Genomic DNA, 15,205 nt, shown 5'->3' with positions numbered 1-15,205 from the left:
CACCTCTGCGGGGTACCACGGCACATGAGACTCAGGAAGCTCGCGGCGGCGGCCGCCCTGGCGCTGGGCGGCACGACGCTCACCGTCTCCCCGGCCCACGCCGCGAACATCGTCACCAACCCCGGCTTCGAGAACGGGCTGAGCGGCTGGACCTGCTCGGCCTCCTCCGGCGCCACCACCGTCCCCACTCCGGCGCACGGCGGCGCCAAAGCCCTGCAGGCCACCCCGCAGGGCTCCGACCAGGCCCGCTGCCAGCAGACCGTCCGCGTCAGACCGTCCTCCTCCTACACCCTGTCGGCCTGGGTCCGCGGCTCCTACGTCTTCCTCGGCGCGACGGGCACCGGCGGGACCGACCCCAGCACGTGGGCCTCGTCCCCGGCGGCGTACACCCAGCTGACGCGCACCTTCACCACCGGTCCCGCCACCACCTCGGTGACGGTGTACGTCAGCGGCTGGTACGGCCAGGGCACCTACCAGGCCGACGACGTCGTCCTCGACGGACCGCCCGGCGGCGGTCCCGTGGACACGACCCCACCGACCGTCCCCGGCCACCCGGCCGTCGGCTCCCCGACGGCGACCTCGCTGACCCTGTCGTGGTCGGCCTCCACCGACGACTCCGGCACCGTGGCCCGCTACGAGATCTCCCGCGACGGCGGTGCCGCGACCGACGCGGGCACCGGGACCGGCCACACCGTGACCGGGCTCACGCCGGACACCTCCTACGCCTTCCGCGTCCGGGCCTGCGACGCCGCGGGCAACTGCTCCGCCTACACCTCCCCGGTGAGCGGCCGGACGAGCGGCACCGGCCCGCCGCCCGAAGGTGAGATCCACTACGCCCCCTACATCGACATCACCATGCCCACGCCGTCCCTGATCGGCGCCGAGGCGGCGACCGGGGTGAAGAACTACACCCTCGCCTTCGCCCTGGGCGACAGCAGCGGCTGCAACCCCACGTGGGGCGGCACCATCCCGATCGGCGACTCCCGGATCATCGGCGACGTCAGAGCGCTCCAGGCCCGGGGCGGTCAGGTGATCGTGGCGACCGGCGGCGCGATGGGACCGTACCTGGAGCACGTCTGCGGCACCTCCGCCGCGCTGCTGGCCGCTTATGAGAAGGTGCTCGACACGGTCGGCACCAACCACCTCGACGTCGACGTCGAGGCCACGATCGACGCGGCCAAGGTCAACACGGCGCTCAAGCGGCTCCAGGACGAGCGCGGCACCGCGATCAGCTACACGCTGCGCGTCCAGGGGCAGGACTATGGCGTCGACCCGTTCTCGCTGTCGATCCTCCAGGACGCCGCGTCCCGCGGCCTCGACGTGACGGTCAACCCGATGCTGATGAACTTCGGCTACACCGGCGACTGGGGCGAGGCGATGATCGCCGCCGCGCGGGCGACCCTCGCGCAGATGAAGACCGTCTGGCCCGCCAGGACCGACGCCCAGCTCAGGAAGCGGCTCGGCCTCACCCCGATGATCGGCAGGAACGACACCGGGATGACCACCACCCAGGCCGACGCCCGCAAGCTGCGCGACTGGGCCGGCGCCAACGGGATCGGCTTCATCGGGTTCTGGTCCGCCGGCCGTGACAACGGCGGGTGCCCCACCGGGCAGGTCTCGCCGACCTGCAGCGGGATTTTCCAGTCGGCCTGGGAGTTCACGAACATCTTCAAGGGCTTCACCGCCGCCCGGACCCGGCAGTGACCCGCGGGACCCGCGGGGCCCTCGGGTCCCGCGGGCCCCGGAGACGTCCTCGCGCCGGGCCTCCCCGGACGGCCTGAGCCGATGAGCCCCTCGCCGCCGGGGGAGACGGACCCCCGGCGGCGAGGCCCCTAGCGGCGAGGCCCCCAGCGGGGAATATGGCAAACCGTAATCAAGTAGACGCGATGCGTGCCGAAAGCTGAGAGACTGGTCTCGTTTTCGCGACCGAGTGGCTGGTTGGCCGCCGACTCCGGCAGGCTATTGACCGTCATGGACTACGCAATTCTCACGGGGTTCGTCCTCGTCACAGGTGTCGTGCTCGCGGTGGTGGCACAGTGGAAGGGCTGGCGGCCGTCGCTCCTCACCGTCCTCGCGGTCGGAGTCGCCTTCCGGGTGCTCATCATGACCACCTCGGCGATGGACACCTGGCAGCCGGTCGACTTCGTGGAGAGCTTCAAACCGGCCGGCGAGGCGATCCTGAACCGTGAGGATCCGGTCCTCGGCAGCGAGGGCGGCTGGCACTTCCTGCCCACCATCCCCTACGTCTACGGCCTGCTGCTCTGGCTGGGCATCCCGTGGGAGATCGGCGGGCGCCTGGTCACCGTGGTCGCCGACATCGCGCTGATCCCGCTGGTCGGCAAACTCGCCGGCGGCTCCACCGCCTCGCTGCGCGCCTTCCAGTACGCCTGCAACCCGCTGGCCATCCTCGTCGCCTCCGTCCACGGCCAGGTCGAGCCGGTCGCGCTGGTCTTCGGCGTCGCCGCGTTCGTCGTCGCCCGCGGCCCCGGCGACCCCGACCGGCCGGGCCTGACCACCGACGTGGAGAGGGTGGTGCGGCGGAGCCTCGCGCACCGCGGCCTCGCCGGCGCCGTCCGGCACGCCGTCGGTCCCGGCGGGGTGGTCCGCCGGACCCTCGCCCCGCGCGACGACCGGGAGGTCCTGCGCCGCGCTCTGTTCGCCGGTCTGCTGATGGGCCTGGCGCTGTGCGCCAAGAGTTGGCCGATCTGGTTGATCCCCGGCATGCTCCTGCTGCTGCCCACCGTCCGGGCCCGCGTCGTCGCGTTCGCGGCCACCGGCATCGCCCCGGTGTTCTTCCTGGTCACCCTGCCGGTCTTCGCCGGCACCTCGCTGGACCAGATCCCCGAGGTCATCAGGGTCATCCAGGACATCCGCCCGATCGTCGGCGAGTGGGGCTACAGCGCCATCTGGGTCGGGGGCGACTGGACCCTCCACCAGGGGCTCACCACGTTCGGCACCCGGTTGATCTACCTCACCCTGCTGGCGACCGCCTTCGTCTGGCGCAGGGCCGACCCGGTCGACCTGACCACGGCCATGCTGCTCGCCTTCATGGTCGTCACCCCGCGCCTCGGTGCCCAATACCTGATGTGGTTCATGCCGTTCCTGGTCGCCCGCCCCACCCGCTTCGCCTGGCCGGCCATCATCGGCGTCTCCCTGTGGGCCGGGTACGGCTACCTGTACATGACCCAGTTCGACACCAACACCTGGTGGTACCTGCACTCGATCTGGGCCCAGGTGTCCGTCGTGCTGCTGCCGGTCCTCGCACTCGCCATGCCCTGGTGGCGTCGCATCTCCCCGGCCTCCGCCGAGGGCGACCGGGCGCCCCGGCCCACCCCGGCACCCGCGTCCGTCTGAACCGGCCACGCGTCCCGCCCCGGTCCTCGTCCCACCCCGGCCTCGCGTCCCGTCCCGGCTCTGCGCCGGGCGGGCCGGGGCCGCTTCCGTGTCCCACGCCCCCGGATCGCCGGAGCGGGCGGAGGGTCGACCCTGGAGGCGGTGGGAAGCGACTGGTAGGTTCCAGGAAATATGACCGACAACGTGGAAATCCTGCGCTACACCGCCTTCACCCACGACCCCGAGGGGGGAAACCCCGCCGGGATCGTGCTGGACGCCGGGACGCTCTCCGACGACGAGATGCTCGCCCTCGCCGCGAAGGTCGGCTACTCCGAGACGGCCTTCCTGACCGCCCGCGACGACGAGCGGCGCGCCTTCCAGGTCCGTTACTTCGCGCCGTCGGCGGAGGTCGCGTTCTGCGGGCACGCCACGATCGCCACCGCGGTCGCCCTCGCCGAGCGTCTCGGCACCGGGCCGCTGCTCTTCGACACCCGGGCAGGGGAGATCGCCGTCGAGACCGAGATCGTCGACGACGTGCTCCGGGCCACGCTCACCAGCGTGCCCACCCGCTCCCGCCCGGCCGAGGAGAAGGCACTGGACGAGACGCTCGCCGCGCTCGGCTGGTCCCGCGACGACCTCGACCCGGCCTTCCCGCCGCACGTCGCCTTCGGCGGGAACGACCACCTGACGCTGGCCGCCGCCACGCGGGAGCGCCTGGCGGACCTGGACTACGACTTCGACCGGTTGAAGGCGCTGATGGAGCGCGAGGGCTGGACGACCGTCAACCTGTTCTGGCGGGAGAGCGACGAGCGGTTCCACGCGCGCAACCCGTTCCCGGTCGGGGGTGTCGTCGAGGATCCCGCCACCGGCGCCGCGGCCGCCGCCTTCGGCGGCTACCTGCGCACCCTGGGCCTGGGTTCCGCCGAGTTCACGGTCATCCAGGGGGTCGACATGGGACGGCCCAGCACGCTCACGGTGTCGATCGCCGCCCCGGACGGCCGCAGCCGGGTGAGCGGCGGAGCCGTGGTGATCCAGGACGCCTGACCGTGCGGTCACGGGCGTTCCGGGTGGGCCCGGGTGGGCCCGCCCTCCGGGCCCCGGCGTCCCGGCCCGGGAAACCGGTCCGGGACGCCGGTCCGGTGGCTCCCGGACCGGAAGCCCCGGAAAAACGGCCGACCGGCCGGTGTCCTGGCTTCACCGTGCCGGTCGGAGTGTTTCGGCTCATCGCGACGAGCCGGGCCCTCGGGTCACCGCGACGACGGCTCCCAGCCGCGCCGGGGAGCCCGGGAACCGGCCCGCTGCTCGTCCCTGCTCCGGTAGACGACGTAGGGCCGGGTCAGGTAGCCGACGGGCGCCGTGAGCATGTGCACCAGCCGGGTGAACGGCCAGATCGCGAAGAGCAGCAGCGCGCTGAGCGCGTGCAACTGGAACAGCAGCGGCGCCCCGGCCATCAGCGCCGGATCCGGCTGGAAGTAGAAGATCGACCGGAACCACGGCGAGATGGTGGTGCGGTAGTCGTAGCCGCCGCCGACGATGTTGGCGGCGACCGTCGCGGCCAGGCCGAGCACGATGGTCAGGGCCAGCACCGCGTACATGAGCTTGTCGTTGCGGGTGGTGGCGGTGAACACCGGGCCGACCGTGCGGCGCCGGTAGATCAGGATCGCGAGGCCGCCCAGGGTGGCGACACCGGCGATGGTGCCGAGCACGACCGCCGTGACGTGGTAGACCTCCTCGCTGACCCCCACCGCCTCGGTCCAGCTCTTGGGGATGACCAGCCCGCCGATGTGGCCGAGCAGGACGACCAGGATGCCGAAGTGGAACAGCGGGCTGCCGATGCGCAGCAGCCGCGACTCGTACATCTGCGACGAGCGGGTGGTCCAGCCGAACTTGTCGTAGCGGTAGCGCCACACGTGCCCGAGCACGAACACGGTGAGCGCCACGTACGGCGCCACCACCCACAGCACCACGTCCAGTGCGTTCACCGGGTCGCCTCCATGACCGCGTAGGGTTCCAGCCCGACCTCCTCAGCCGGCGGCCCCTGCGCCGCCAGCCGCAGCGCGGCCTCCTGGTCGCGCAGATCCGCCGGCGGGAGCGTGGCCAGCACCGCGGCCACGACGTCGGCGTACGGGGACCGCTCGGCCTGAAGCGCCTTGCGCAGCAGCTCCAGGCCGGGCCGGTTCTCCAGCAGCAGGCGCCTGGCCTCCCGTACGGCGCCGCGGGCCGACAGCTCGCACACCACCGCCAGGTGGTCGGGCAGCTCACCGTCGGTGAGCTCGAAGCCCGAGGAGCGGAAGGCGTGCTTGAACCGGAGCAGCGCCGCGCCGCGCTTACGCGTGTCGCCGTAGGCGTAGTAGGTCAGATACAGGCAGCAGCGCCGCTTGAAGTCGAACGTCGCCACGTAGTGCGCGGCCAGGTCGGCCCGCGCGGTGGCGGTCATGTGGCCGAGGAAGGCGGTCAGCCGCCTGCGGACCTCCCCGCCGGGAAGCGCGGCCACCGACTCGGCCAGGACCTGCCGGGCGTCGTACAGGGTGTCGTCGGGGTAACCGAGCAGCACCGAGGCCACCATGTGGGCGGTGCGCACCTCCCCGTCGCCGAGGTTCGTCATGACTCCTTCTTCCCGTTGTTCTTCGGGAACAGTCCGTCCGGGGTGCCCTTGCCGTCCCAGTTGAGGAGGTTGACCCGGCCGCGCAGCTCGTTGGCGTTGTCCACGTCGTCGCCGGCCTGCCGTTCCCGCAGCGCGTGGAAGTTCTCCACCGCGATCGGGGCGGGCTTGCCGGACGCCTCGCCGAACGGGCCGCCCATGCCGGGGCCGCCCTCGTAGTCGAGGCTGCACCCGGTCGCCAGCTCCTCCAGCTGCGCACCCTGCTCGGCGTGGGCCTTGGGGATGACGTAGCGCTCGGCGTAGGGGGCGATGGCCAGCAGCCGGTGCATCCCCTCGATCTGCTCGCCGGTCATGCCGACCGCCGTCGCGATCGACTCGTCGCGTTCCTGGCCGAGGTTGACGCGGCGCATGTAGGAGCGCATCGCGGCCAGGCGGCGCAGCACGGCGCGGACCGGCTCCGGGTCTCCGGCGGTGAACAGCTCGGCCAGGTAGCCGATCGGGATGCGCAGCGCGTCGATCGCGCCGAACAGGTTGCCGGCGTCCTCACCGTCGTGGCCGGTGCCGCTCAGCACGTCGACGACGGGCGACAGCGGCGGGATGTACCAGACCATCGGCATGGTGCGGTACTCGGGATGCAGCGGCAGCGCCACCCCGTAGTCGAAGATCAGCTGGTGGATGGGGGAGCGCCGCGCGGCCTCCAGCCAGTCCTCCGGGATGCCCGCCGCGCGGGCCTCGGCGATCACGGCCGGGTCGTGCGGGTCGAGCATCACGCTCTTCTGCGCCTCGTACAGCGCCTTCTCGTCGGCGACGGACGCGGCCTCGGCCACCCGGTCGGCGTCGTAGAGGATGATGCCGATGTAGCGCAGCCGGCCCACGCAGGTCTCCGAGCAGACGGTGGGGATGCCCACCTCGACCCGGGGGAAGCAGAAGGTGCACTTCTCGGCCTTGCCGGTGCGGTGGTTGAAGTACACCTTCTTGTACGGGCAGCCGGTCACGCACATCCGCCAGCCGCGGCAGCGGTCCTGGTCGACCAGGACGATGCCGTCCTCGGAGCGCTTGTACATCGCCCCCGACGGGCACGACGACACGCACGAGGGGTTGAGGCAGTGCTCGCAGATGCGCGGCAGGTAGAACATGAACGCCTGCTCGAACTCCAGCTTCACCTGGTCGGAGACCTTGCGCAGCACGGGGTCGGCGGTCGCCAGCTCGGGGGCGCCGGCCAGGTTGTCGTCCCAGTTCGCACTCCAGCTGATCTTCGTCGGCTCACCGGTGATGAGCGAGCGGGGCCGCGCGACGGGGGTGTCCTCCTGCATGGGTGCGGAGAACAGCCGGTCGTAGTCGTAGGTCCAGGGCTCGTAGTAGTCCTGGATCGACGGCATCAGCGGGTTGGCAAAGATCGAGAAGAGCTTCTTCAGCCGCCCGCCGGCCTTCAGCTGCAACCGGCCGCGGGCGTTGAGCTCCCAGCCGCCCTTCCACTTCTCCTGGTCCTGGTAGGTGCGCGGGTAACCCTGCCCGGGACGGGTCTCGACGTTGTTGAACCAGACGTACTCGGTGCCGGCCCGGTTGGTCCACGCCTGCTTGCACGTGACCGAACAGGTGTGGCAGCCGATGCACTTGTCCAGGTTCATGACCATGGCGAGCTGCGCCATCACTCTCATCGCTCGCTCACCGCTCCTCGTTCGCCATGCGGGCGGCCCCGGAACCGGGCCGGCCGCTCCGTCCGTCGCGTCGGGTCCGTTCGTGCATCAGTAGTCGACCTCCTGGTTACGGCGGCGGATCACGGTGACCTCGTCGCGCTGGTTGCCGGTCGGCCCCAGGTAGTTGAACGCGAACGACAGTTGGGCGTAGCCGCCGATCAGATGGGTGGGTTTGATCAGCAGGCGGGTGAGGGAGTTGTGGATGCCGCCGCGCCTGCCGGAGGTCTCGCTCTTGGGCACGTCCACGACCCGTTCCTGGGCGTGGTACATGTACACCGTCCCGGTCGGCATGCGGTGCGAGACGATCGCCCGCGCCACCACGACGCCGTTGCGGTTGACCGCCTCGACCCAGTCGTTGTCGGAGATGCCCGCGCGGGCGGCGTCGTCCGGGCTCATCCAGATGGTCGGCCCGCCCCGCGACAGGGTCAGCATCAGCAGGTTGTCCTGATACTCCGAGTGGATCGACCACTTGGAGTGCGGGGTGAGGTACCGCACGGTGATGCCCTGCTCCCCGCCGTCGCCGATGTTCGGTTCGCCGAACATCGCGGTCATGTTCAGCGGCGGCCGGTAGACGGGCAGCGCCTCGCCGGCCTCGTGCATCCAGTCGTGGTCGAGGAAGAAGTGCTGGCGGCCGGTGAGGGTGTGCCAGGGCTTGCGGTGTTCGACGTTGATGGTGAACGCCGAGTAGCGGCGACCGCCGGTCTCGCTGCCCGACCATTCCGGCGAGGTGGTGACCGGCACGGGCCGGGCCTGGGTGTCGGCGAAAGTGATCTTCTTGTGCTCGTCGGCGAGGCCGTCGAAGCCGGTGCCGGTACGGCGGGACAGGGTCGTGAACCCCTGGGCGGCCAGGTGGCCGTTGGTGGTGCCCGACAGCGCCAGGATGGTCTCGCACATGTCGGTGTCGCGCGCCAGCGACGGCCGGCCGTCGGCGACGCCGCCGCGGACGGTGCCGTTCATCCGGCCGAGCCGCGCGACCTCGGCGGTGACGTCGAACGTCAGGCCCTTGGTCGTGGCGCCCAGCCGGTCCAGCAGCGGCCCGAGCGAGGCCATCTTGTCGGCGATCGCGCCGTAGTCCCGCTCCACCACGACGACCTTCGGGAAGTTCCGGCCGGGCACGGGCGTCTCGCCGGTGCGCCGCCAGTCGCTCACCAGACCGTGCGGGGTGGCGAACTCGTCGGGGGTGTCGTGCAGCAGCGGCACCGCGACCAGGTCCTTGCGCACGCCCAGATGGGTCTTCGCCAGCGCGCTGAAGGACTTGGCGATCGCCTGGAACGCGGCGAAGTCGGTGCGGGTCTGCCAGGGCGGGTCGATGGCCGGGGTGAAGGCGTGCACGAACGGGTGCATGTCGGTCGACGACAGGTCGTGCTTCTCGTACCAGGTGGCGGCCGGCAGCACGATGTCGGAGAACAGCGTCGTGGACGTCATCCGGAAGTCCAGCGACAGCAGCAGGTCGAGCTTGCCCTGCGGCGCCTGCTCGTGCCACGTCACGTCGTCGGGACGCTGCCCGGGGGCGGCCTCCTCGGCCCGCACCGAGGAGTCGGTGCCCAGCAGGTGCCGCAGGAAGTACTCGTTGCCCTTGGCCGAGGAACCCAGCAGGTTGGCCCGCCACACGGTCAGCACCCGCGGCCAGTTGGCGGGCGCGTCGGGATCCTCGCAGGCGAAGCCGAGCTCGCCGGAGGCGACCTGGGAGGCGACGTACGGCCCCGCCTCCTGACCGGAGGCGGCCGCCTCGTCGGCCAGGTCCAGCGCGTTGCGGTCGAACGTCGGATACGACGGCATCCAGCCCAGGCGCGCCGACTGCGACAGCAGGTCCGCGGTGGCCTTCCCGGCGAACGCGCCGCCGCCCAGCGGTGAGGAGACCACGTCGGCGCTGTAGGTGTCGTAACGCCACTGGTCGGTGTGCAGGTACCAGTAGGCGGTGCCGATCATCTGGCGGGGCGGACGCGACCAGTCGAGCCCGAACGCCATCTGTGCCCAGCCGGTGATGGGGCGGCACTTCTCCTGGCCGACGTAGTGGGCCCAGCCGCCGCCGTTGACGCCCTGGCAGCCGGTGAGCGTGGTCAGTGCCAGGAAGGAACGGTAGATGGTGTCGGAGTGGAACCAGTGGTTGGTCCCCGCCCCCATGATGATCATCGATCGGCCGCGGGACTCCTCCGCGTTGCGGGCGAACTCACGAGCGATCTTCACGGCGGTCGCCGCGGGCACACCCGTGATCGTCTCCTGCCAGGCCGGCGTGTACGGCGCCGCGGCGTCGTCGTAGGAGGCGGGCCAGCTCCTGCTCTCCCCGGCCACGTCACCGGCGGCCGAGGAACCGGAGGGCCGGGCGACACCGTACTGGGCGAGCATGAGGTCGTAGACCGTCGTCACCAGCTTGCCGGCGACCTCGCGGACCGGCACGCCGCGCCGCAGCACACCCCCGTCGCCCGTCTGGTCGAAGCGGGGCAGCAGGACCGTCACGGTAGGCCCGCCGTCCATGCTCAGCAGCGGGTCGACGTCGCCCAGGTCGAGGTTCCAGCGGCCCTCGCCCTGCTCGGAGTAGCGGAAGCCGAGCGAGCCGTTGGGCACGACCGGTTCACCGGTGACCGCGTCGACCAGCACGGTCTTGAACGCCTCCTCCTTCCCGGTCTCCCCGAGGTCGGCGGCGGTCAGGAACTTGCCCGGCACGTAACCGCCGTCGCGCTCCTGCAGCGCCACCAGGAACGGCAGGTCGCTGTGGCGTTTGACGTAGTCGGTGAAGTACGGCACCTGCCGGTCGACGAAGAACTCCTTGAGGATGACGTGCCCCATCGCCATGGCCAGAGCGCCGTCGGTGCCCGGGTGCGGCGCCAGCCACTCGTCGGCGAACTTGGTCGCGTCGCTGAAGTCGGGGCTGACCACCACGACCTTCTGGCCGCGGTAACGGGCCTCGGTCATGTAGTGCGCGTCCGGCGTGCGGGTCACCGGCACGTTGGAGCCCCACAGCATCAGGTAGGCCGCGTCCCACCAGTCGGCCGACTCCGGCACGTCGGTCTGGTCGCCGAACACCTGCGGTGAGGCCACCGGCAGGTCGGCGTACCAGTCGTAGAACGACAGCATGGTGCCGCCGAGCAGCGAGACGAACCGGGCGCCGGAGGCGTGGGAGACCATCGACATCGCCGGGATCGGGGAGAACCCGGCGACCCTGTCCGGACCGTAGGTCTTGATGGTGTGCACGTGCGCGGCGGCGATGATCTCGGTCACCTCGTCCCAGGTGACGCGGACCAGGCCGCCCTTGCCGCGGGCCGACTGGTAGCGGCGGCGCTTGGCGGGGTCGGAGGTGATCTCGGCCCAGGCCGCGACCGGGTCGCCCAGGCGTGCCTTCGCCTCCCGGTACATCTCGATCATCACGCCGCGGGCGTACGGGAAACGCACCCGGGTGGGCGAGTAGGTGTACCAGGAGAACGCCGCTCCACGCGGGCAGCCGCGCGGCTCGTACTCCGGACGGTCCGGTCCGACGCTCGGGTAGTCGGTCTGCTGCGACTCCCAGGTGATGATGCCGTCCTTGACGTAGACCTTCCACGAACAGGACCCGGTGCAGTTCACCCCGTGCGTGGAGCGCACCACCTTGTCGTGGCTCCACCGGTCGCGGTAGAAGGCGTCCGCCTGGCGTCCGCCGATCTGGTGCAGCGTCCGCAGGTCGTCGGAGACCTTTCCGGAGCGCAGGTGCCGGCCCAGCTTCAGCAGCGCGTCGCTGACCGGTCCGTCCATGCCCGCCATAGATGTAACTCCTGTTTCTCGCGTCACGAACCAGGCATCCCCGTCATTCGGCCTTAATAGCCGCACAGCCATCAGGGAAACCTGGCGCCGGTGTACCGGCGCGCCACCTGCGTCGATCCGATTCGGCACCGGCGCGACACTTTTCATCCTTGTGGCAGTCCGTATTGGGCCCGCAGGGTCTTTGGTCCCACCGATCGGGCCCAAAGGCCCGAAGACTCCGGCGGCGCCCCGGCTCCGAACCGGGACGCCGCCGGCGGGATGACGCCCGGCCCCGGCCGGGTGGTGCGGGGGCATGCGGCGGGCATGCGGTGGACACGGACCGGGTGCGGCGCGGGCGGGACCGGGCGGGACGAGGGCCCCGGTTCCGGGGTCAGGTGGCGGGCAGCGCGGTGGCCAGCAGGACGACGCCCACCGAACCGACCAGCGCGGTCACCGCCATGGCCCGGGCGAAACCGGGGCGCCCGGCGCCGGTGGCCCACCCGTGCAGGCCGGCCGCGGCCATGACCGCGCAGAACAACGCCAGCTTGGCCGCCAGGATCCGGCCGTAGCCGGGCTGGGCCAGCGACGCCCAGGTGACGCCCTTGTGCCAGGCGATGGCCACGCCCGTGCCGAGCTGCACCGGCAGGAACACCGCCCCGGTGAACATCCCGAAGCGGCGGCCGACCGCGTGCAGCATCCGGCCGCGCCGCTGCTCGTCCAGCAGGCTCCTGGCCAGCGGCAGCACCACCAGCGACACCGTCAGCTGCCCGCCGACCCACAGCGCCGCCGACAACACGTGCAGGAACCGGACCACCGCCCACCAGGTCACCGGGCACCCACCCGGAACAGGCCGTGCGCGCCGGCCTCGGCGTGCCGCATCGCGTGGTCGACCACGGGGTAGGTGCCCGGCTCCGGGAAGACCAGCTCGGCGAAGCCGCCCTGGGCGGGTGCCAGATCCAGCACCTGAGATCCGCCCGGATCGTCGGCGCGCAGCAGGTAGGCGCCTTCCTTGTAGACGGTGTCGAACGGCGCGCCGACCACGTGCAGCGCGGTGCCCGAGCTCGGTCCGGCCGACACCGCCCAGATCCGCACCCGCTCCCCGGCCTTCGCCTCCAGCGGGGCGTGGTCGTAACCCGCGGCGGTGCCGTTGAACATCCACCCGTCGGGGCGACCTTCGCGGATCTTCGCGACCGGGGCGTCGCCACCCGGCTCACCGAGGTACAACTCACCGGAGACCAGCAGATACTCGCGGTCCACCTTCGCCAGGTCCGGCGGGTCGATGACCACCGCCCCGTACATGCCGGCGGCGATGTGCTGCGTCATCGGCATCGTCGAGCAGTGGTAGAGCCACGCTCCGGCGTAGTCGGCGCGGAAGCGGTAGGTCAGCCGCTCTCCCGGCTGGATCGTGCGCATCGGCCCGTCGGGTGCGGTCGCGCCGGCGTGGAAGTCGATGCCGTGCCCCATGGTGCCGCTGTTGACGAACGTCACGACGAACACGTCGCCGACTTTCCCACGCAGCGTCGGCCCGGGCAGGGTCCCGTTGAACGTCCACATCCGCTGCCGCACACCGGGCGCGACCTGGTGCTCGGAGGTGTCGTCCACGCGGATCTCCACGGCGTGTTCCTTCCCGCCGGGCGCGGGTTCGAGCGTCGCGTCGTACGGTTTCCACCCCGGCGGCATCGGCGCGGTCAGGTCGAGCCGGACCGGCCCCTCCGTCCCCCGCGTCGTCGCGCCGCCCGCGTCGCCCTGGGTTCCCTGCCCGCCGTGCCCACTGTGCCCGCTGGGCACACCGGACCCGCTGGGCCCGCTCTGGTCCGCCGGCTGGGCGGACGCCCCGACGGGCACGATGCGCATCGTCATGCCCGCCGCGCGGTGCCCCACCACGGTGCACCAGCCGTCGACGGCCTCAGCCAGCGGCGCCAGCGTCAGCGTGGCACTCTGCCCGGCTCCCAGCAACGGGGTGCGCTCACCGGTGGCAAGCCGCAGGTCGTGCCGCTGGGCGTCGGCATTGGTGACGCGCAGGGTGAGCACGGTCCCGGCGGGGGCCTCGATCACGGCGGGCCGGATGCTCATCCCGGACAGCGTCACCTCGACCGTACGCGCACCGGTGGCGACGACCGCCGTCTCCGGCCCGGAACCGCCGGTCGTCGCCACGACGACCGCGACGGCCGTCAGCAGGCATCCCGCCGCCACCCCGCCCAACGCGGGCGAGGCCGTCCGCGCCTGACCGCCGGGCTGCCTCGCCCGGACCAGAGCCGCCACCGCCAGCACGACGAACACCGTGGCCGAGCCCAGCACCAACGCCCATCCCAGCAGGGCCAGCGGCCGGGGCACCGGCAGCACCAGCAGCAGCACCCCGGCGTTGAGCGCCACCATCCGCACCACCCAACCGCGTTCCAGCAGCGCGGCGTTCTCCTTGAACCGGGCCGGGCCCCCGCCCAGCACCGCCGGCAGCAGGTGCAGCAGCGAACCGAGCAGCACCTGGGCGACGAACCCCACCAGCACGGCCGGCAGCAACGGCTCCAGCGCGTGGCCGACCCGGTCGGCCGGGCGGGTCGCCACGATCACCAGGTCGATCACCAGCGCCACCTCGAACCAGACCACCCCGGCGCCGAGCATCCAGGCCGCCCCGGTGTGCGGACGCCGCCGCACCACCTCGGCCAGCGGCAGCAGCGCCGCCAGCGCTCCGGCCGCGTACACTCCGAGACCGGCCACCGCGACCTGGCGCTGGTCGGCCAGCAGGCCGCCGACCAGCAACGTCAGCCCCGGCACGACCAGCCGCAACCCGATCAGGGACGCCCTGCGGGTCCGGTCCGACATGCGGGTGCGCAGCACCGTCGGCCACAGCGTGAACAACGTGCCGAGCACGGTCAGCCCCACCCAGCCGAGCAGGTTCACCTCGGCGTGCGCGGCGTGCAGCCGCTCGTGCAGGCTGCCGTGCCCGACGTGCGCGGTCAGCAGCCCGCCCAGGGTGCCGCCGGTCGCCAGCGCCGCGGCGGCGCACACGTACCAGGCGATGACGTGCCCGAACCGGCCGGGCAGCGCCCGCCGGACCAACTGCACCAGCGCGACCGCGTGCCAGATGACGACCACCACGATCACACCCGCCCCGGTCGCCGCCACCGGCCACGGCCCGACGGCCGCGCCGTGCAGCACGGCCACCGTCGCGGTGTTCAGCAGGCCCAGCCGGGTCAGGCTCCAGCGGCGCTCCGGCGTGCGTGCCCGCAGCAGCGCCACCGCGAAGTGTTCGCTCCAGATGAGGATGGCGGTGCTGACCGCGCCAAGCAGGAACACGTGGATCAGCAGCCAGCGCGGTGCCGGCAGTGCCTCGCCCGCCAGGGCGGTGGCGACGGTCAGGCCCAGCCAGCCCACCACGATCGCGTTCGCCCGCAGGTGCCACGACGCGCGCAGGCGCGGCGGCCCGTCCGGTGGCGGGGTGGGCGGCGGACCCTTCTCGATACGCACCTCGACCGGACCCAACGCGGGTGCCTCCCTATCGCTGACCGGCGCGTCGCCGCGTGAACGCGGTGGCGCCTCCGGCCTCACGCTAACCGGCCGAGGTGCGGTACGACCGGGCTCAAAGGCCGTTGCCGTCGGGACCAAAGTCCTTTTCCGGTCGGCCCTTCTCCCGTCCTCCGCCCGTGCTTCGCCGTTCCTCGCCCGTTTCCGCCGGCCGTCCGTTCGTTTCCGCCGGTCCTGGGCTGTCTCCGCCCGCCGTCCGCCTGCTTCCGCGGGGCTCCGCCCGTCCCCGGAGACCGGACACGTCGCGTCCCGAGACCGGGTCCGCACCGCCTCCCACGTGCGGGTTCGCCCCATGCCGTCTTCCCCGGGCGGGCACCGCCCCGCCGAAGCATGGGAC

Annotated in this window: 9 protein-coding genes; 3 read left to right on the top strand and 6 right to left on the bottom strand. The window is 72.1% G+C overall.

Annotated elements, in window-relative coordinates:
• The first annotated feature begins 24 nt into the window (after positions 1 to 24).
• From F4562_RS09860 to F4562_RS09850, 3 genes are all read left to right on the top strand, one after another.
• On the top strand, positions 25 to 1,704 hold the full coding sequence (locus tag F4562_RS09860; RefSeq protein ID WP_184539388.1) for a carbohydrate binding domain-containing protein: 1,680 nt from the start codon (positions 25 to 27) through the stop codon (positions 1,702 to 1,704).
• Between the two features lie 267 nt (positions 1,705 to 1,971).
• Positions 1,972 to 3,354 (top strand): putative hexosyltransferase, encoded by a 1,383-nt coding sequence (locus F4562_RS09855; RefSeq protein ID WP_246473399.1) that lies wholly within the window; start codon positions 1,972 to 1,974, stop codon positions 3,352 to 3,354.
• Positions 3,355 to 3,525: 171 nt separating this feature from the next.
• Positions 3,526 to 4,377, top strand: coding sequence for a PhzF family protein (locus F4562_RS09850; protein WP_184539390.1), 852 nt, complete (start codon positions 3,526 to 3,528; stop codon positions 4,375 to 4,377).
• 203 nt (positions 4,378 to 4,580) lie between these two features.
• Here the strand turns inward: F4562_RS09850 and narI are convergent, their stop codons facing one another.
• The 6 genes from narI to F4562_RS35760 all read right to left on the bottom strand — a co-directional run bounded on the left by narI (position 4,581) and on the right by F4562_RS35760 (position 14,826).
• Entirely contained in the window at positions 4,581 to 5,315 is a 735-nt protein-coding gene (narI, locus tag F4562_RS09845) for a respiratory nitrate reductase subunit gamma (protein ID WP_311733866.1), read from the bottom strand.
• Positions 5,312 to 5,938, bottom strand: a complete 627-nt coding sequence (gene narJ, locus F4562_RS09840; protein ID WP_184539392.1) for a nitrate reductase molybdenum cofactor assembly chaperone — start codon at positions 5,936 to 5,938, stop codon at positions 5,312 to 5,314. The genes narI and narJ overlap by 4 nt, the downstream gene beginning before the upstream one ends.
• Positions 5,935 to 7,593, bottom strand: coding sequence for a nitrate reductase subunit beta (narH, locus tag F4562_RS09835; protein ID WP_184539394.1), 1,659 nt, complete (start codon positions 7,591 to 7,593; stop codon positions 5,935 to 5,937). The genes narJ and narH overlap by 4 nt, the downstream gene beginning before the upstream one ends.
• Before the next feature lie 87 nt (positions 7,594 to 7,680).
• Positions 7,681 to 11,367: a nitrate reductase subunit alpha gene (locus F4562_RS09830; protein ID WP_184539396.1), complete on the bottom strand. Its 3,687-nt coding sequence runs from the start codon at positions 11,365 to 11,367 to the stop codon at positions 7,681 to 7,683.
• Positions 11,368 to 11,737: 370 nt separating this feature from the next.
• Positions 11,738 to 12,175, bottom strand: coding sequence for a hypothetical protein (locus F4562_RS09825; protein ID WP_184539398.1), 438 nt, complete (start codon positions 12,173 to 12,175; stop codon positions 11,738 to 11,740).
• On the bottom strand, positions 12,172 to 14,826 hold the full coding sequence (locus tag F4562_RS35760) for a multicopper oxidase domain-containing protein (protein ID WP_184539400.1): 2,655 nt from the start codon (positions 14,824 to 14,826) through the stop codon (positions 12,172 to 12,174). The genes F4562_RS09825 and F4562_RS35760 overlap by 4 nt, the downstream gene beginning before the upstream one ends.
• Positions 14,827 to 15,205 lie beyond the last annotated feature (379 nt).

Source organism: Streptosporangium becharense, assembly GCF_014204985.1.
Classification (GTDB): Bacteria; Actinomycetota; Actinomycetes; order Streptosporangiales; family Streptosporangiaceae; genus Streptosporangium; species Streptosporangium becharense.
Note: the sequence above shows the minus strand (reverse complement) of the source record. Positions and strands in the feature narration are given on the sequence as shown.